15 protein-coding genes are annotated in these 19,249 nt (G+C 64.7%); 2 read left to right on the top strand and 13 right to left on the bottom strand.

What is annotated here, in order from left to right; translation table 11 throughout:
• Nucleotides 1-10 precede the first annotated feature (10 nt).
• The 3 genes from glpD to PSO31014_RS03605 all read right to left on the bottom strand — a co-directional run bounded on the left by glpD (nt 11) and on the right by PSO31014_RS03605 (nt 3,192).
• Entirely contained in the window at nt 11-1,549 is a 1,539-nt protein-coding gene (gene glpD, locus PSO31014_RS03595; RefSeq protein ID WP_150550317.1) for a glycerol-3-phosphate dehydrogenase, read from the bottom strand.
• A 175-nt stretch (nt 1,550-1,724) separates the two neighbouring features.
• A complete protein-coding gene (locus PSO31014_RS03600) occupies nt 1,725-2,549 on the bottom strand; it encodes a DeoR/GlpR family DNA-binding transcription regulator (RefSeq protein WP_150550318.1) in 825 nt (274 codons plus the stop codon).
• A 130-nt stretch (nt 2,550-2,679) separates the two neighbouring features.
• Entirely contained in the window at nt 2,680-3,192 is a 513-nt protein-coding gene (locus PSO31014_RS03605) for a hypothetical protein (RefSeq protein WP_150550319.1), read from the bottom strand.
• Between the two features lie 384 nt (nt 3,193-3,576).
• Here PSO31014_RS03605 and PSO31014_RS03610 point away from each other — a divergent pair, with 384 nt between their 5' ends.
• Nucleotides 3,577-4,728 carry a glycerate kinase gene (locus tag PSO31014_RS03610; protein WP_150550320.1) on the top strand — a complete coding sequence of 384 codons (1,152 nt, stop codon included), beginning with the start codon at nt 3,577-3,579 and terminating at the stop codon, nt 4,726-4,728.
• A 124-nt stretch (nt 4,729-4,852) separates the two neighbouring features.
• Here the strand turns inward: PSO31014_RS03610 and PSO31014_RS03615 are convergent, their stop codons facing one another.
• The 5 genes from PSO31014_RS03615 to prpB form a co-directional block, all read right to left on the bottom strand.
• Nucleotides 4,853-6,301 carry a bifunctional 2-methylcitrate dehydratase/aconitate hydratase gene (locus tag PSO31014_RS03615; protein ID WP_150550321.1) on the bottom strand — a complete coding sequence of 483 codons (1,449 nt, stop codon included), beginning with the start codon at nt 6,299-6,301 and terminating at the stop codon, nt 4,853-4,855.
• A gap of 156 nt (nt 6,302-6,457) precedes the next feature.
• Nucleotides 6,458-7,648: a 2-methylaconitate cis-trans isomerase PrpF gene (gene prpF, locus PSO31014_RS03620; RefSeq protein ID WP_150550322.1), complete on the bottom strand. Its 1,191-nt coding sequence runs from the start codon at nt 7,646-7,648 to the stop codon at nt 6,458-6,460.
• Between the two features lie 20 nt (nt 7,649-7,668).
• A complete protein-coding gene (acnD, locus tag PSO31014_RS03625; protein ID WP_217424906.1) occupies nt 7,669-10,266 on the bottom strand; it encodes a Fe/S-dependent 2-methylisocitrate dehydratase AcnD in 2,598 nt (865 codons plus the stop codon).
• Between the two features lie 148 nt (nt 10,267-10,414).
• A complete protein-coding gene (gene prpC, locus PSO31014_RS03630; protein ID WP_017233381.1) occupies nt 10,415-11,566 on the bottom strand; it encodes a bifunctional 2-methylcitrate synthase/citrate synthase in 1,152 nt (383 codons plus the stop codon).
• A 28-nt stretch (nt 11,567-11,594) separates the two neighbouring features.
• Nucleotides 11,595-12,485 (bottom strand): methylisocitrate lyase, encoded by an 891-nt coding sequence (gene prpB, locus PSO31014_RS03635; RefSeq protein WP_017233380.1) that lies wholly within the window; start codon nt 12,483-12,485, stop codon nt 11,595-11,597.
• A 353-nt stretch (nt 12,486-12,838) separates the two neighbouring features.
• Here prpB and prpR point away from each other — a divergent pair, with 353 nt between their 5' ends.
• Nucleotides 12,839-14,968, top strand: a complete 2,130-nt coding sequence (gene prpR / locus PSO31014_RS03640) for a propionate catabolism operon regulatory protein PrpR (protein ID WP_246176206.1) — start codon at nt 12,839-12,841, stop codon at nt 14,966-14,968.
• Between the two features lie 28 nt (nt 14,969-14,996).
• Here the strand turns inward: prpR and PSO31014_RS22310 are convergent, their stop codons facing one another.
• From PSO31014_RS22310 to PSO31014_RS03655, 5 genes are all read right to left on the bottom strand, one after another.
• Nucleotides 14,997-15,158, bottom strand: a complete 162-nt coding sequence (locus tag PSO31014_RS22310; RefSeq protein ID WP_165385323.1) for a hypothetical protein — start codon at nt 15,156-15,158, stop codon at nt 14,997-14,999.
• 167 nt (nt 15,159-15,325) lie between these two features.
• Nucleotides 15,326-16,135, bottom strand: coding sequence for a MetQ/NlpA family ABC transporter substrate-binding protein (locus PSO31014_RS03645; RefSeq protein ID WP_150550324.1), 810 nt, complete (start codon nt 16,133-16,135; stop codon nt 15,326-15,328).
• A 380-nt stretch (nt 16,136-16,515) separates the two neighbouring features.
• Nucleotides 16,516-17,004 (bottom strand): hypothetical protein, encoded by a 489-nt coding sequence (locus tag PSO31014_RS22315; protein ID WP_174976316.1) that lies wholly within the window; start codon nt 17,002-17,004, stop codon nt 16,516-16,518.
• 60 nt (nt 17,005-17,064) lie between these two features.
• On the bottom strand, nt 17,065-17,223 hold the full coding sequence (locus PSO31014_RS22320; protein ID WP_174976357.1) for a hypothetical protein: 159 nt from the start codon (nt 17,221-17,223) through the stop codon (nt 17,065-17,067).
• Between the two features lie 354 nt (nt 17,224-17,577).
• Nucleotides 17,578-19,182, bottom strand: a complete 1,605-nt coding sequence (locus PSO31014_RS03655; protein WP_150550438.1) for an ABC transporter substrate-binding protein — start codon at nt 19,180-19,182, stop codon at nt 17,578-17,580.
• Nucleotides 19,183-19,249: the final 67 nt, after the last annotated feature.

Genomic DNA, 19,249 nt, shown 5'->3' on the forward strand with positions numbered 1-19,249 from the left:
TCAGCGGAACTCAGGTCGCCATTTCCGCCTGCTGGGCGAACCACTGTTGCACGCTGGCTTCGCCCTCCTTCCCGAGATGCAGACCGAGTTTGGTCCGGCGCCACAACACGTCTTGCGCCGTGCGCGCCCATTCGTATTGCGCAAGATAGCGCAGCTCGGCCTCGTAAAGATTGCCACAGATGCGTCGCCCCAGTCCGTCGAGCGAATTCGCATCGCCAAGCAGCACATGCGTGCGCGTGCCGTAGGTGCGTGCATACCGATACGCCAGCGCCGGCGGCAGCCACGGCGCCTGCGCACGCAGCGATGTCTCGAACGCACCGGCATCCGGCTCGGCCATGTCGCCGCCCGGCAGCGGCGCGCCCGCCGTCCAATCGCCGTGCGTGAAGCCCAGCGGGCCGCGCAAATGCAACATTGCCTCTTCCGCGAGACGACGAAATGTCGTGATCTTGCCGCCGAACACCGACAACAGCGGGGCGCGCGTGCCGGGCGCGTCCAGTTCCAGCTTGTAATCGCGCGTGACCGCCGACGGGTTGGAGACTTCCTCCTCCATCAGCGGACGCACGCCCGCGTAAGTCCAGACGACATCCGCGGGCACGATCTGCCGGGTGAAATATTCGCTGGCGGATTGGCAGAGATAGGCGATCTCATCGTCGTTGATCGCGACCTTCGCCGGGTCGCCGTGATACTCGATGTCGGTCGTGCCGATCAGGGTGAAGTCGCGCTCGTAGGGAATCGCGAAGATGATGCGCTTGTCGGGATTTTGGAAGATGTAGGCGTGATCGTGATCGAACAGCTTGCGCGTCACGATGTGGCTGCCCTTGACCATGCGCACGCGATGCGTGGCCTGCTGGTGCAACACGTCGCCAAGCAAATGACCGACCCACGGCCCGGCCGCGTTGACGATGGCGCGCGCACGCACGGTCTGGTGCGCACCTTCGGACGTCTCGAGTTGGGCCGTCCACAGGTGCTCGCCGCGCTCGGCGCCCGTGAGCCGCGTGCGCGTGAGAATCGTCGCGCCGCGCTCGGCCGCGTCCTGCGCGTTGAGCACGACCAGGCGCGCATCCTGCACCCAGCCGTCCGAGTAGACGAAGCCGCGCGTCAAATCGCGACGCAGCGGCGCGCCCGCCGGATGCTGGCGCAAATCGATACCACGCGAGCCTGGCAGGATCTCACGTCGCGCGAGGTGATCGTAGAGAAACAACCCCGCGCGAATCATCCACGCCGGTCGCAGGTTTGGCATGTGCGGCATCACGAAACGCAGCGGCCACATGATGTGCGGTGCGGCACGCAACAGCACCTCGCGCTCCTGCAACGCCTTGCGCACCAGACCGAACTCGTAATACTCGAGATAGCGCAGTCCCCCGTGAATCAGCTTGGTACTCGCGGATGACGTGTGGGATGCCAGATCGTCCTGCTCGACGAGCAACACGCGCAGGCCGCGACCGGCCGCGTCGCGCGCAATCCCCGTTCCGTTGATCCCACCGCCCACGACCAGCAGGTCGTAGGGCGGCAGTGTGTTGTCCGATGGCGATTGAGCGGGTGTCTGCACGTCGTCACTCCGGGGATTGAGCGTCAAATCAGGAAAAGTTCGAAAATGTTCGCTTTATATTCGTTTACGAACATCAGCGTTCGAATTCTAACAGATTGGCGTACTGGAGCTTCGAATTCGCGCATTCTGCGGTCCCGATGCGCGAATACGCGTCTGATGGGGTTGAGGCCCCTCGTCAGTCCGCGACGTGTACCAGCGTACCGGCCTCTGCGATCACGTCGGCCATGCCGGCGGGCACCGGGCGATCGGTAAACAGGGCATCGACCTGTGAGAGGTGCCCCAGGCGAACGAGCGCCGGGCGCCCGAACTTGCTGTGATCGGCGGCCAGAAAGACGGTACGGGAGTGCGCGATGATCGCCTCGGCCACGCGCACTTCGCGGTAATCGAAATCGCGCAACGTGCCGTCGGCGTCAATGGCGGAGATACCGACGACGCCGAAATCGACCTTGAACTGGCGGATGAAATCGAGCGTCGCTTCGCCCGTCACGCCCTGGTCGCGTGCGCGCACTACGCCGCCGGCGATAATGACTTCGGCGTCGGCATAGCCGCTCATCATCGCAGCGACGTGCAGATTGTTGGTAATGACGCGCAATCCACGATGACGCGACAGCGCCCGGGCCACGGCTTCCGTCGTGGTACCCAGATTGATGAAGAGCGAAGCGTGATCGGGAATTTGTTCGGCAAGACGTATGGCGATGCGGCGCTTCTCGTCGGCCAACTGGGTCTGACGGGCATCGTAGGCGTCGTTCTCGGCCCCGCCCGGCAACCCGACGCCGCCGTGGTAGCGACGCACCCACTTGCGTTCGGCCAGGAAGTTGATGTCGCGCCGGATCGTCTGCGGCGTCACCTCGAAGCGTGCGGCGAGTTCATCGACCGTGAGAAAGCCATCGCGACGAACGGCGTCGAAAAGCGCCTGTTGGCGCGGATTAAGCGAGGCCTGCCCGGCATCGCCGACAGTCGTTTGCCCCTCGGAGACGTCGATGGATTCAGTATGAGACATCGGCACGCACGCAGTAAAAGCCTTCGCACGGCCCGGCCGGCCACGCGTTCGCCGTCATGATACCCCGACGGGGCATGACGTTATCGTGACCGCCGCATGCGCGCCCGCCTTCACGCGGGGCGCGACGCCATCAGAGGCATCGGCGCACGGCGTCGGCAAGCGATTGGGAGGCCGTCGAACCGAGATACAGCGTGCCTTCGCTGCCTGGCTTGTGCGGCGCCAAATCAAGCACGGCGAGCACGCCGTCGTCGCTGGAGGAGAGTTCAAGGGTCTGGCCCGCGCCCGCCTTCGAGCGTTGGACGCGTGCATGCGGCAGTTGCCGCTTCCACAGATGCACCGTGCAGGTACTCACGCGGGCAGTGGTCTTCTTCGACGATCCTTGCCAGACGACGCCATTACCACGGGCATCCGCGACCGTGTCGCGATAGGCGGGGAACGTCTCGACTTTTACATTTTCCGATGCAACGTCGGCCACACTGCCTACCGGCGGATCGTCATGCGCGACGACCGGCATCGTCTGTGCACATCCGGCCAGCAACACGACGAGCCCGATACTCGCAGCGACCGATGCGGCCACCGTGCGCGCCGCCCTGCGCCGCGACACGCGCGACGTGCCCGAATTCCTGTCTTTGCCCCGGTTCATGCCCCCGCTCCACGCTCGCAAATGGCTGTCGCACACGCATTGTCGTTCTTCTGCCGCAACAAGCCAGGCATCGGCGCCGGCTTGCACGGGCCGCGCGGCCTTTCGGGCGATGCACGGTCAGTTGGCGCTCATCTTACCCGCGTTATTCATAGCATGGCAATTCGCGCAATGCGCGCTGGCCCGAATCGCGTATATTGCTGGTTTCTGTCACACTGCGTCGCATCGTCTCGCGCCCCACCCTGCTGCGAGCCGACGTGCCATCCCGTCTACCGGGCCCAGGATCAACCGTCCGGCCGGTAAGTCATAAGCGATAACAACTCGCAGGCATGACGCGCACGTGAATCCTGCCAACCCGTATACCTTTTTGCGACTGTCCCGATTTCCATGTCCAGCAATGCGCAAGCCCCAATCATCGTCATCGCCCCCGATTCGTTCAAAGGTTCGCTGAGTGCCCCGGAAGTGGCGCGCGCCATCGCATCCGGCATTGCGCGGGTACTGCCGCAGGCCGACCTGCGGTTGCGTCCGATGGCTGATGGCGGCGAAGGCACGCTCGACGCCCTGCTCTCCGCCGGTGGACGTCGTGTGCCGCTCTCCGTGCGGGGCGCCGGTCAGGCTTCGGTCATGGCCGAGTATGGCCTCATGCCCGACGGCACGGGTGTGCTGGAAAGCGCCAACGTGGTGAGCATTACCGACCCGGTCGGAATGCAGACGCCGGTGGCCGAGCGCTCGACGCTCGGCCTGGGTGAACTGCTGCGCGCACTGCTCGATACCGGCGCACGCCGTGTGCTCATCGGCCTGGGCGGCAGCAGCACCAACGATGGGGGGGCCGGCCTGCTCGTCGGTCTCGGCGCGCGCTTGCTCGACGCGTCGGGCGAAGCGGTGCCGCCGGTGCCCGCCGCGCTGCATCGCGTGGCGTCGATCGATCTGAACGGGCTCGACGCCCGCCTGAAGGACTGCGAACTGATCGCCATGTCCGACGTGAACAATCCGCTCAACGGCCCGCAAGGCGCCACGGCGATTTTCGGGCCGCAGAAGGGCGTGAGCGACGCGCAGGTCGAGCCGCTCGACCGTGCCATCGCGCATTTCGCCGGCCATGCGCATCGCGCATTCAACGCCAACGAAGCGGCCAGCCGCGCAGGCGCGGGCGCGGCGGGCGGTCTTGGCTTTGCGCTGCACCTGCTGGGCGCGAAGTTCCGTTCCGGCGCAGAAGTGGTGGCTGAGCGTGTCGGTCTGCCGCAGGCGGTGGAAGGCGCCGACTGGCTCATCACCGGCGAAGGTCGCAGCGACGGACAAACGCTCTCCGGCAAGACCCCGATGATTGCCGCGCAGGTGGCAATCAAGGCCGGGGCAACGGCCTCTTTGCTCTCGGGCGCCATCGACCGCAGCGCGCTCGACAGCCTGTCGCGCGTTTTCTCGGGATGCTTCTCGCTGACGTTCGGCCCGACCACGCTGGAGAAGGCCATTGCCGATGCGGCCGGCCTGCTGGCCGACAGCGCGGAACAGATGGCGCGGCTGCGTTACACCCACAAGAGCTGAATCCGACTCGCCGCGACGGCCCGACAGTCATCGGGCCGCTCGCGCGCGCTCGTCAATCAAACATCGGCCACCCCAAGCGCCGCCGCAGCACGACACAGCGCGTACGACGCACGCCTCCCGGCCCTCACACCATCAGATCCACGAATTGATGCACCGGTATCGCCTCGAGTCGTTGCTGATCGAGCGCGACGTCGAGAATGCGGGCCTGCGCGCGCGCCGCGAAGCGCCGCGCCAGATTCGTCTTGAATTTCTCGACGAGCAGGGGAATGCCCTCGTCACGGCGTCGCTTGTGGCCGATGGGATATTCGACCAGCACTTCGTCGAGCGTCGTCCCGTCGCTCAGGGTGACGGTCAGCCCATTGGCAATCGATCGCTTGTCGGGATCGTGATAATCCCGGGTGAATTGCGGGTCTTCCTCGCAGACGATCTTCGCACGCAGCGCATCGATGCGAGGATCGGCGGCGACAACGTCCTCATAGTCGCCCGCGGTCAGTCGGCCGAAGAGCAACGGCACCGCCACCATGTACTGGATGCAGTGATCGCGGTCCGCCGGATTGGCAAGCGGCCCCTGCTTGTCGATGATGCGAATCGCCGCCGCATGCGTGCGAATCTTCACCGACCCGATGTCCTGCGCACCGCGTCCCATCGCCTGCAACTGAGCGTGCAGCGTCATCGCCGCCTCTGCCGCCGTTTGCGCATGGAACTCCGCCGGGAATGAAATCTTGAACAGCACGTTCTCCATCACGTACTCGCTATACGGCCGCTGGAACGCGAACGGCTTGCCTTTGAACAAAACGTCGTAGAAGCCCCACGTCTTGGCGGTCAGCACCGATGGGTAGCCCATCTCACCCGAGCGTGCCATGAGGGCCAGTCGCACCGCGCGGCTGGTGGCGTCGCCCGCCGCCCATGACTTGCGGCTGCCCGTGTTCGGCGCGTGACGATAGGTGCGCAGGCTCTGCCCGTCGACGAACGCGAGCGAGAGCGCGTTGATCAGCTCATCACGCGAGAGCCCGAGCATTTCCCCCACGACCGCCGTCGACGCGACTTTCACCAGCACCACGTGATCGAGTCCGACCTGATTGAACGAGTTCTCCAGCGCCAGGCAGCCCTGAATTTCATGCGCCTTGATCATTGCGGCGAGCACATGGCGCATCGTCAGCGGCGGCTGCCCCTGCGCCACCGCCGTACGCGAGAGCCAGTCGGCCGTCATGAGAATGCCGCCGAGATTGTCGGACGGATGCCCCCATTCGGCCGCCAGCCACGTGTCGTTGAAGTCGAGCCAGCGAATCATCGCGCCCAGGCTGAACGCCGCCTGCACCGGGTCGAGCTGATACGGCGTGCCGGGAACCTTTGCCCCGTTCGGCACGACCGTACCCGGCACAATGGGGCCGAGCAGCTTGGTACACGCGGGATAGGACAGCGCCTCGAAACCGCACCCGAGGGTGTCGATCAGACAGTGGCGAGCGGTTTCGAAGGCGAGGTCGCTGCGGATCTCATAGGTGAGAACGTAGTCGACAATATCGGTCAGCACCTTGTCGGGCGCGGGACGCACATTCGAGATGCCTGCGGACATGGGCGGCCTCCTGTGACGTGGACGAAAGCCGCCATCCTGCCAAGACGAAGCGGCTTGCCGAGACCTCCCATGATAAGCGGCCGGAGAGCGCAATGCTCGCCGGCCGCCGGAATCGCCTCACCGCCCCACCGTCATCGTGGTGCGAAGGTCACGCCCTCAGAACGCGTCGCCAGGAATGCGCACCCATCCTTCCATCAATACCCGGGCGCTGCGGCTCATGAGGGCCTTGGTGACCGTCCACTCGCCGCCTTCCTGCGTCGCTTGCGCGCCCACGCGCAACGTGCCCGACGGATGCCCGAAGCGCACGGCGTCACGCACACCGCCGCCGGCCGCGAGATTGACGAGCGTGCCCGGTATCGCCGCTGCCGCACCAATGCAAACGGCTGCCGTGCCCATCATCGCGTGATGCAGCTTGCCCATCGACAGCGCGCGCACCAGCAGATCGACATCGGCCGCGTTCACCTGCTTGCCGCTCGAGGCCGTGTAACCCGCCGGCTTCGCCACGAACGCGACCTTCGGCGTGTGCTGACGCGTCGCGGCTTCCGAGACGTCCTTGATCAGCCCCATGCGGATCGCACCGTGCGCGCGGATCGTCTCGAACATCGCCAGCGCCTTCGGATCGCCGTTGATGGCGTCCTGCAACTCCGTGCCCCGGTAGCCGATGTCCTCGGCATTGAGGAAGATAGTGGGAATGCCGGCGTTGATCATCGTCGCCTTGAATGTGCCCACACCGGGGACTTCAAGGTCGTCGACGAGGTTGCCGGTCGGGAACATGGCCCCCCCGTCACCGTCGTCCTCGGCGGCCGGGTCGAGGAACTCGAGCTGGACTTCGGCGGCCGGAAACGTCACGCCGTCGAGTTCGAAATCCCCCGTCTCCTGCACCACACCGTCCGTCATCGGTACGTGCGCGATGATCGTCTTGCCGATGTTGGCCTGCCAGATACGCACGACGGCGACGCCATCGCGCGGCACCCGCGCCGGATCCACCAGCCCGCCGCTGATCGCGAATGGGCCGACGGCCGCCGACAGATTGCCGCAGTTGCCGCTCCAGTCGACGAACTTCTGATCGATCGACACCTGCCCGAACAGATAGTCCACATCGTGCTCCGGCCGCTCGCTCTTCGCGATGATGACCGTCTTGCTCGTGCTCGACGTCGCCCCGCCCATGCCGTCGATCTGCTTGCCGTAGGGGTCCGGGCTGCCGATCACGCGCATGAGCAGCGCATCGCGCGCTGCGCCCGGCACCTGTGCGGCGATGGGCAGGTCTTGCAGGCGAAAGAACACGCCCTTGCTGGTGCCGCCACGCATGTAGGTGGCGGGAATTCGAATTTGTGGCTGATACGCCATCACGTCTCTCCTCAGGCAGGTCAGGCAGCCGCCTGTGACGATTCCAGAAAGTCCTGTGCGAAGCGCTGCAGCACCCCGCCCGCCTCGTAAATCGAGACTTCCTCGGCCGTATCGAGACGGCAGGTCACCGGCACTTCCACGCGCTCGCCATTGCGACGATGGATGACCAGCGTGAGATCGGCGCGCGGCGTGCGCTCACCGGTCACGTCGAAGGTTTCGCTGCCGTCGATGCCGAGCGTCTTGCGGTTCGTGCCCGCCTTGAATTCGAGCGGCAAGACGCCCATGCCGACCAGATTGGTGCGGTGAATGCGCTCGAAACCTTCGGCGACGATGGCTTCAGTGCCCGCCAGTCGTACGCCCTTGGCCGCCCAGTCGCGCGACGAACCCTGGCCGTAATCGGCCCCGGCAATGACGATGAGCGGCTGCTTGCGCGCCATGTACGTCTCGATCGCTTCCCACATGCGGGTGATCTTGCCTTCCGGCTCGATACGCGCGAGCGACCCCGCCTTGACCTGCCCGTCGACCACGACCATCTCGTTCTTGAGCGTCGGGTTGGCAAACGTGGCGCGCTGCGCTGTCAGGTGGTCGCCGCGGTGCGTGGCGTACGAATTGAAGTCCTCTTCCGGCAGGCCCATCTTCGCGAGGTATTCGCCGGCCGCGCTGTCGGCCATGATCGCGTTCGACGGCGAGAGGTGGTCGGTCGTGATGTTGTCGCCCAGCACCGCCAGCGCGCGCATGCCGAGCAACGTACGCTCACCCGCGAGCGCCCCTTCCCAATACGGCGGACGACGGATATAGGTGCTCATCTCGCGCCAGTCGTACAGCGGATCGGCCGTCTCGCCCGTCTGAACCGACGCGGCAAACATCGGCTCGTAGACGCGACGGAATTGCTCCGGCTTGACGCTGCGCTCGATGATCGCGTCGATCTCTTCGTCGCTCGGCCAAAGGTCGGCCAAGCGCACCGGCTTGCCGTTGGCATCGACCCCCAGCACATCCTTCTCGATGTCGAAACGGATCGTCCCGGCGATGGCATAGGCCACCACCAGCGGCGGCGACGCTAGAAACGCCTGCTTCGCGTACGGATGAATGCGACCGTCGAAGTTACGGTTGCCCGAGAGCACGGCCGTGGCATAGAGGTCGCGCTCGATGATCTCCTGCTGGATGACCGGGTCGAGCGCGCCCGACATGCCGTTGCACGACGTACACGCATACGCCACCACGCCGAAGCCGAGGGCCTCCAGTTCCGGCAGCAACCCGGCGGCCTCCAGATACAGCGTGACGGCCTTCGACCCCGGGGCGAGCGAACTCTTCACCCACGGCTTGCGCGTGAGGCCCGCACGATTGGCGTTGCGCGCGAACAATCCCGCCGCAATCATGTTGCGCGGGTTGTTGGTATTCGTGCAACTCGTGATCGCCGCGATGATGACCGCGCCGTCGGGCATCCGGCCCGGTTCGTTTTCGACCTTGCCGCTGATGCCGCGCGCGGCCAACTCACTCGTCGGCACACGCTTGTGCGGATTCGATGGGCCGGCGATGTTGCGCACCACGCTCGACAGATCGAACGCAAGCACGCGCTCATACTGCGCGTGCGTCAGCGTGTCGGCCCAGAGGCCGGTCTGCTTCGCATAGGTCTCGACCAGCGCGACCTGCGCATCCTCGCGACCGGTAAGTTTCAGATATTTGATCGTTTGCGCGTCGATGTAGAACATCGCCGCCGTGGCGCCGAATTCGGGGGCCATGTTCGAGATCGTGGCACGGTCGCCCAGCGTGAGGTTCGCGGCCCCGTCGCCATAGAACTCGAGGTAGGCGGACACGACCTTTTCCTTGCGCAGGAATTCGGTGAGCGCCAGCACGATATCGGTCGCCGTGATCCCCGGCTGCGGCTTGCCCGTCAGTGCCACGCCGACGATATCCGGCAGGCGCATCCACGACGCGCGCCCGAGCATCACGCTCTCGGCTTCCAGACCGCCCACACCGACGGCGATCACGCCCAGCGCATCGACCATCGGCGTATGCGAGTCGGTGCCCACCAGCGTGTCCGGATAAGCCACGCCGTCCGAGACCTGGATCACCGGGCTCATGCGCTCAAGATTGATCTGGTGCAGGATGCCATTGCCCGGCGGAATCACGTCGACGTTGCGAAACGCATGCTTCGTCCAGTTGATGAAGTCGAAACGATCTTCATTGCGACGATCTTCGATGGCGCGGTTCTTGGCGAACGCATCGGGATCGAAGCCGCCGCACTCGACGGCGAGCGAGTGATCGACGACGAGTTGCGTCGGCACGACCGGATTGACGAGCGCGGGGTCGCCGCCTTGCGCCGCGATGGCGTCGCGCAGCCCGGCGAGATCGACCAGCGCGGTCTGGCCGAGAATGTCGTGACACACCACGCGAGCAGGAAACCAGGGGAAATCGAGATCGCGGCGTCGCTCGATCAGTTGCTTGAGGGCGTCGGTCAGTGCCGCCGGATCGCAGCGGCGCACGAGGTTCTCGGCCAGCACGCGCGACGTGTAGGGCAGCGTGTCGTAGGCGCCCGGCGCAATGGCCTCGACAGCGGCGCGGGCGTCGAAGTAATCGAGCGACGTCCCGGGCAGGGATTTACGGTATTCGGAATTCATCATGTGAGGAAAGTATCGGCCCGGTGGATGGCAGCGTGACCCGTAGGCAGACGATGCGCCTGCGTGCCGGATGCCTGCGCGGGACAGGGGCGAAGCGACCGCCGCCGCCCCGGGCCTTCCGGGCAAGGAAGGCCCGACGCAGGCAAACTCAGCGCTTGTCGATCGGCACGAATTGCTGGTCTTCCGGACCGGTGTAATTGGCGCTCGGACGAATGATCTTGTTGTCGATGCGCTGTTCGATGACGTGGGCGCTCCAGCCCGACGTGCGCGCAATCACGAACAGCGGCGTGAACATCGCGGTCGGCACGCCCATCATGTGGTAGCTCACGGCGCTGAACCAGTCCAGGTTCGGGAACATCTTCTTGACGTCCCACATCACCGATTCCAGACGCTCGGCAATGTCGTACATCTTCGTATTCTGCTGATCCTTCGACAATTCGTGCGCGACTTCCTTGATCACCTTGTTGCGCGGATCGCTCACGGTGTAGACCGGGTGACCGAAGCCGATGATCACTTCCTTGTTCTCGACGCGGCGACGGATATCGGCCTCGGCGTCGTCGGGCGAGTCATAGCGCTTCTGAATCTCGAACGCCACTTCGTTCGCGCCGCCGTGCTTCGGGCCGCGCAGGGCTCCAATGGCGCCGGTGATGGCGGAGTGCATGTCCGAGCCCGTGCCCGCGATCACGCGCGCGGTGAACGTGGACGCGTTGAATTCATGCTCCGCGTACAGGATCAGCGACGTGTGCATGGCGCGCACCCACAGGTCCGACGGCTTTTCGCCGTGCAGCAGGTGCAGGAAGTGGCCGCCGATGCTGTCGTCGTCGGTCTCCACATCGATGCGCACGCCGTTGTGGCTGAAGTGGTACCAGTACAGCAGCATCGAGCCGAAGCTGGCCATCAGACGGTCGGCGATATCGCGCGCGCCCGGCACGTTGTGGTCGTCCTTCTCCGGCAACACGGTGCCCAGCACCGAGACGCCTGTGCGCATCACGTCCATCGGATGCGCGGCGGCCGGCACGGTCTCGAGCGCGTCCTTGACGGCGGCCGGCAGGCCGCGCAGCGCTTTGAGCTTGGCCTTGTAACCGCGCAGCTCCGCCACGCTCGGCAGCTTGCCGTAGACGAGCAGGTACGCGATTTCCTCGAACTCCGAGGTCTGGGCCAGATCCAGAATATCGTAGCCGCGGTAATGCAGATCGTTGCCCGAACGGCCCACCGTACACAGCGCGGTGTTGCCCGCAGTCACCCCCGACAGGGCGACGGATTTCTTTGGCTTGAAGCCGGTGGCAGTCGTCTCGCTCATGCTCATTCCTCCAGGATCAGGGATTCAGTTATTTCTGTTGGGCGAACAGCGCGTCGAGCTTCTGTTCGTAAGCGTGGTAGCCGATGCTCTCATAGAGTTCGGCGCGGGTTTGCATCGTGTCGAGCACAGCCTTTTGCGTGCCGTCGCGGCGAATCGTCTGATAGACGTTCTGCGCCGCCTTGTTCATGGCGCGGAAGGCCGAGAGCGGGTACAGCACGAGACCGACCTGCGCACTCTTGAGTTCTTCCACGGTGAACAGCGGCGTCGCGCCGAACTCCGTGATGTTCGCGAGCACCGGCACTTTCACGGCATCGGCGAACTGGCGGTACATTGGCAACTCGGTCATCGCCTCCGGGAAAATCATGTCGGCACCGGCTTCGACGCAGGCGCAAGCCCGGTCGATAGCGCCCTGCAGCCCCTCCACGGCCAGCGCATCGGTGCGCGCCATGATGACGAAGTTCTCGTCGGTGCGGGCGTCGACCGCCGCCTTGATGCGATCGACCATCTCCTGCTGGCTCACAATGGCCTTGCCCGGACGATGGCCGCAACGCTTCGCGCCGACCTGATCCTCGATATGCATGGCGCCCGCGCCAAACTTGATGAGCGACTGCACCGTGCGCGCAATGTTGAACGCCGACGGCCCGAAGCCGGTATCGACGTCGACGAGCAACGGCAGATCGCATACGTCGGTGATGCGGCGCACGTCGGTGAGCACGTCGTCGAGCGTGGAGATGCCCAGATCGGGCAGGCCGAGCGACCCCGCCGCGACACCGCCGCCAGACAGATAAATCGCCTTGAAACCAGCCGCCTTGGCCAGCAAGGCGTGGTTCGCGTTAATGGCGCCGACAACCTGCAAAGGTTGCTCGGTCTTGACGGCCTCGCGAAAAGCGGCGCCGGCCGAACGATGGGTTTGCGTCACGTGAGTGCCTCGATCGTGTCGTGTGCGGCCGGCGGTGGAAGCTGCCAAATCGCACATGGGTTGAGTGATGGCAAGGTACTTAGCAATGGCCGTGCCAGCCCGCTATCCGGACGCGCGCAAACCGCGCCGTCGCGTCGCTAAGACGTTCATTTCGCAGCGGAAATTCTTCTCGGATGTGACGCGCGCGTCAAGTCGAACGCGTCGCTTTTCGGTGGGTATTCGTCGCACGATGTTTCATATTGAAACTCAAAATGAAACATTTAATTGCAATATGCTACGATTCGAGTCAGTCTCCTGCCGTGGCGAGCGTCCGTGCGCTGCGCCCCCGCCCGCACCTAACGACGAGTCCGGTCATGCCCAATCTCTCCCCCCCGTTACCCGCTCGCTTGTCAACGGTGGCTCCGAGCGCCGTGCGCGCCGGGTTTGCACAACCGGTCACCGCCGTTCGAAAACCCGTGATCTGGGCCGTGGGCATCAGCAAGCTCGGCGATTTGTACCGCGACATCGTGCCGGACTACGCGGCGCAGGCCGAGGTGCAGATCATCGACAAAGGCTATGAAGCCGTCATCGAAGCGTTGGAGCGCCTGCCCGCCGGCAGCGTCGACGGCATTGTCGCCGCTGGCTCGAACGGCGCCTTCCTGCGCGAGCGCCTAGCCCTGCCCGTGGTGCTCGTGAAGGTGACGGGCTTCGACGTGATGCATGCGCTGGCACGGGCGCGCCGCGCGCGGCCAGCGCCCTCGCCCGCGTCGAATATCGCGCTGGTGTCGTATGCCCGCCCCGCGCCAGAATTTGAGCGCTTCAAAAGCGCGTTCCACCTCGACATCTCGCAACACGCCTATTTCGACCGCCACGATGCGGAAGACCTCGTGCACCGGCTGCGCGACGAAGGCATCGAGGTCATCGTCGGCCCCGGGCTGGTGACTGAACTGGCCGAGCGAGCCGGACTCGCGGGCGTCTTTCTCTATTCGCAGGATTCGGTGCGCGCCGCGTTCGACACGGCACTCGAAGTCGCGCGCTTCGGGCGCATCGAAGCGCAACGCCGCGAGCGGCTCGATACCGTGCTGCGACACTTGCACGAAGGGGTCGCGGCCGTCGATCTGAACGGGCGCATCGAAGCGATCAACGCCCCGATGGCGGGCATGCTCGGCGTGAGCGTTGCCGATGCGGTCGGCCGTCCGCTCGATGCCATCGCCCCGGCGCTCGACATCGCGCGCACGCTGGAGAGCGCGAGCGCCGAACTCGAGGCCATTGTCTCGATGGCCGGCAAGACGTGGGTCATCAATCGCATTCCCTTGCTCGACCAGGGCACGCTCACGGGCGCGCTGCTAACGTGCCAGGACTCGCAGTCGTTTGCGCGCGTCGATCGCTCGCTTCGCTCGCGCCATCGCCCACGCCATCTCGTGGCGCGCTATCGCCTCGACGATCTGATCGGCGATTCCGACGCGATGTCGCAGGTGCGTGCGTTGGCACGCCGCTACGCCCAGACCGACTCGACCGTACTCGTCCACGGCGAGAGCGGCACCGGCAAGGAGCTGCTTGCACAAGGCATTCACAATGCCAGTCGACGGCGCGATTATCCGTTCGTCGCCATCAACTGCGCGGCGTTTCCGGAAACGCTGCTCGAGAGCGAACTGTTCGGCTATGAGGACGGCGCCTTCTCGGGCGCGAGGCGCGGCGGCAAGGCGGGGTTGTTCGAGACGGCGCACAACGGCACCATTTTTCTCGATGAAATCGGTGAAATGCCGATGCCGCTGCAAACGCGTCTGTTGCGGGTGCTGCAGGAGCGCGAGGTGCTGCGACTTGGCGCGACCGAACCCGTGCCCTGCGACGTGCGCGTGATCGCGGCCACTCACCGCGATCTTCGCCAGCGGGTGGCCGTCGGGGGATTCCGCGAAGACTTGTACTACCGGCTCAACATCCTGCGCATGGTGCTGCCGGCACTGCGCGAACGCATGGAGGACTTGCCGCGCCTCACCCCCCTCTTTCTCGAACGCGCACTCGCCCGCGCGGGGGCGCGCATGAGCGTCGATGCGTTGCAGGCGGCGCTCATGCCGCTGCTCGCGACCTATCGCTGGCCAGGCAATGTGCGCGAACTGGAAAACCTGCTGGAACGCATTGCCGTCGTATGCGCGGATGTCGTCGACGCGCACGAGATCAGCCGTGCAAGGTTGGTCGAGATTGCCCCGGAGTTGGGGGCGATGACCGATGGGCTGGGCTCGCCGATGCCGCCCGATGTCATCAGCACGAACAACGGTCGCGAATTTGGCGCGCACGACACCCATCGCGCCCGCATCCCCGGCGTGGGCGTCGAAACATCACCCTCAACGCCGCTGACAGGCCGTGCCCGTCGCGCAGCCGAAGACCTTGCCCGTATTCACGCCACGTTGGCGGCGTGCGGTGGCGACCGCGGCGCCACTTGCGAGGCACTGGGCATCAGCCGCTCCACGCTCTGGCGCAAATTGCGCGAGAACGCCGACGGCTGAGGCTTGCGCTTCAGGTATGGCCCGCCCGTCAGTGCTGGTGACGGATGCGGTCCCACATCTCATGCCAGTCCAAGCGCCTGTGCTGGGACGGCTCGTCGTGATGCGTTACCCAGAAATGGTCGAAGAACATGCCGATGGCGAAGCCGACAAGCAGCGCCACAAGCATCATCGAAAGGTTGAGCATGGACATGGCGACCTCCCGTCGGTCCGAATCTCAGTTTCCATTCTAGTCAAACGATGTCATGCCTGCGTTGCCATATGTCCGTCGTGACGACATAAAAAAACCGGGGTCGAAACCCCGGTTCATGGCCTGCGACGAACGACGCGCTCGATGCGCATCGAACGGAACGCCGACGATTACCACGTCGGAATCAGCGCGCCCTTGAATTGCGTCTCGATGAATGCCTTCACTTCGTCGGAGTGGTAAGCGTCGACCAGTTGCTTGACCCACGGCTTGTTCAGGTCTTGTGCGCGCACGGCAATCAGGTTGGCGTAAGGCCCCTTCAGATCTTCGATGGCGATCGCGTCGCGCTTCGGCACGAGACCGGCTTGCGCGGCAAAGTTGGTGTTGATCGAGGCGGCGTCCAGATCCGGCAGCGCGCGCGGCAATTGCGCCGCTTCCAGTTCCACGATCTTCAGCTTCTTCGGGTTCTCGGCGATGTCCAGCGGGGTCGCGTTCTTGCCGTTGACGCCGGCACCGGCGCGCAGCTTGATCAGGCCTTCCTTCTGCAGCAGGAGCAACGCGCGGTTGCCGTTGGACGGGTCGTTCTGAATGCCGACCTTGGCGCCATTCGGCAGATCCTTCAGCGACTTGTACTTCTTCGAGTAGTAGCCCAGCGGCGAGACGTACGTGAGACCGGCGCTCACGATCTTGTAGCCGCGATCCTTGACCTGACTGTCGAGGAAGGGCTTGTGCTGGAAGCCGTTGGCGTCCAGATCGCCCGCGTCGAGCGCGGCGTTCGGCTGTGCGTAGTCACTGAACTCGATGATCTTGATGTCGAGGCCGCGCTGATGGGCGACCTTCTTCACGACTTCGAAGATCTGCGCATCCGAGCCGGCCATCGTGCCGACCTTCAGGGGCTTGGCGGCCGTCTGGGCCGTGGCGCCGAGAGAGGCCAGCGCAAACGTGGCGCCGAGGAACGCGTGAATCAGTTGACGGGACAGCATGTGCGATTTCTCCTATTGCTCATTGGGCGCCTGTTGAGCGCTGTTCGATGGGGTGGACTCGATGGGTCCACAACGGTCGCGGGGGACGGCAATGCCCTTTCGCGGCCCGGACCCAAGATGCTGCCACAGATGCGGGTTTACGCGAAATACACAATCGGCATTTCGATATCCCCCGCGCGTGTCGATTCATCGGCCGCATGAAAAAACGCCCCTTCGGTCATCCAAAGGGGCGTGTCGCCGGGAGAACTGCCTGATTACGGGCCGGGGGGGTGGCACGGCTGACGGCGAGACCGTCAGCCGGTCGCATCAGGAACCGACGATTAACCTGCAAGTCGCGTTGGCAGGTAGGGGCGAATGCCGCAGGCAAGCGCCCGACTGACTCAGGGGCACGTCTCCTCACCATTCAATCCGTTCATCGAACATCCACCGCCACCGCCGAAACCGCTGGGGCCGCCGAATGCGGCAAGTCCGTTACCGCCAGCCGCGCCACCGATGCCACGACCGCCCGGTCCGGAAGCCCCCACGCCGCCGCCGCTGCTGGCGCCGGCGCTGCCGCCGGGGGCGTTACCGCCGCCGCCGCCACCGCCGGGTCCACCGCCTCCGCCACCGCCGGGCCCACCGCCTCCGCCACTGTGACCGCCGCAACCGCAGCCGCCGGCGCCACCTATGCCGGCACCGGCGCCAAAGCCATTCCCAAATCCTCCGGGGCCACCAAAGGCACCCAGCCCGCCGCTACTGCCGCCACCAAAGCCCATGCCACCGCCACCACCGTGCCCACCGCCTCCCGCCGCATGTAATGCATTGATAGAAATGCCGCACAGCACAACCGCTGCGGCTGCCGTCACCAAAGTCGCCTTGAACCCGTTCATGGTTCCCTCCCCGCGCACACTCACTTCGAAACACGCCCCCCTCGGCCAACAAAGGCTGCGTTACGGCGTGAGCACGTCAGCGAAAATCGCGGGCAATAGCTGGCCGTCCCCTGCACGCAAGCACAGGAGTACCTCGCCAACGGCCTGCTGGAAGTTCGGGTTGGCGCTTCGCCATACGCGATTTACATACGCGATTTCCGTGCCAATCACTGTAACCATTTGATTTAAAACAAACTAATACCTCAACTTACGAGACATCATGAAGGGGTGTGCTGAAAACGTATCTTTCCTGAAACGCCTACAACACGCCCCACCACTGCGGCAATCCACCACACGGACGATCGGTTCATGAGGCAAGGTTGAGCGGTGCAAGAGGCGCGCATGATGAGCGGCTCGCGTCGCCGAACGCCCGGATGCCGCGCAACGCTGCATGGCGGGATTCAGAAAGGTTTCAGATGTGCAGTTTGGCGAAGCAGAGCGCTCGCCAGAGGGGGGATGTCGCGACAATGCCATTAAGGACCGACGCTCGACCATGCCCCGCCGGCGGGCATGGTCGACCCGTTGGCGCGGGGCTTACTTGACTTGCACGGTGGAGAAGTCCTGACGGCCGAACGGACTCACTTCGTATCCGGTCACGTCCGCGCGCGTGATGACCGCTGCAATCGGGTGCGCCAATGGAATCCAGAGCGCATCGTCCTTGATCATGCGCTGCGCGACCTGATACTTCACGGTTCGCGCGGCGAGGTCATGAGAGCGTTTGCCTTCGCTGATCAACTGGTCAAGGTCTTTGTCGCAAAAGCGCGCGAAATTGGTGCCTGATTGCACGGCCGCGCAACTGAACTGCGGCGTCAGAAAGTTATCGGGGTCGCCGTTGTCACCCGACCAGCCCATGAAGAGCAAATCATGTTCTCCCGCCTTGCCGCGACGAATCAGCTCGCCCCACTCCACGGTCTTGATCCGCGCCCGAACACCAATCCTGGCGAGATCGCTTTGCAGCATCTCGGCGCTCAGACGCGGGTTCGGGTTCAACAGACTGCCCGTCGGGCGCGTCCAGATCGTCGTCTCGAACCCTTGCGGGAAGCCCGCATCGGCGAGCAGCTTCTTCGCTTTGGCGATGTCCAGCGGATACGCGGCCACATTCCTCGCGAAGCTCCACGTGTTGGGCGGATACACATTGGTGGCTGGCGTTGCAGCCCCTTCGAACACCTGCTTGACGTAGTTCGCGCGGTCGAACGCCATGTTCAGCGCCTGACGGACTCGCTTATCGTCGAGCGGCTTGTGCTGGGTATTGATCGCGACGAACGCCGTCATGAATGCCGGTGTCTCGACCACCCGGAGCGCCTTGTCGCTGCGCGCCGCCTGCACGTTGACCGGTTTGGGCGAGAGCGCGATCTGGCACTCGCCCACCTTCACCTTCTGCGCGCGCACGGCTGCGTCCGGCACAATTGTGTAGATGAGACGATCCGAGGCCGGCGCGCCGCCGAAGTACGATTTGTTGGCGTCGTACCGCACGACGCTGTCCTTCTGATAGCTACGGAAGACAAACGGGCCCGTGCCGATGGGCCGCGCGTTCATCTCGCCCGGCTTGTTGATCGCGATGAGCTTGTCGGCGTACTCGGCCGAATAGATCGACGCGAAGCCCATCGAGAGCATCGACAGGAACACGGCATCGGGCTCGGACAGCGTGAAGCGAACGGTGTGGTCGTCGACCTTCTGCACCGATTTGATCAGCTTGCCCAGCGAAAGCGATTGCGCATGCGGGAAGCCCGACGGCGTGAGCTTGTGCCACGGCGCCTTGTCGTCGAGCATGCGCTCGAACGTGAAGACGACGTCGTTGGCATTGAACGCGCGCGTCGGCTTGAACAGGCTGTTGCTGTGGAAGCTCACGTTCGGGCGCAGCGTGAACGTGTAGGTCAGGCCGTCGGGGCTGACGCTCCACTGGGTCGCCAGGCTGGGCACGACCTTGCGTTGCGACGCATCGAACTCGACCAGGCGATTGAACACCGGGTCGGCCGACGCATTGGTCGTCGTCAGCGAGTTGTAGCGCACGACGTCGAAGCCTTCGGGGCTGGCTTCGGTGCACACCGTGAGCGCCTTGGCATGTGCGGCGAGCGGCAACATCGGCAGCGACAGGGCCGTCAGAACGGCAGCGAAAATACGGCGCGAGCGACGACGCATGGGCGTCTCCTCCAGGAAGTCGATGACGGTGAAAAACAGCGGGTCAGAATAGCGCAAATTCACGCCA

The organism is Pandoraea soli, from assembly GCF_902459595.1.
In the GTDB taxonomy this organism is placed as follows: Bacteria; Pseudomonadota; Gammaproteobacteria; order Burkholderiales; family Burkholderiaceae; genus Pandoraea; species Pandoraea cepalis.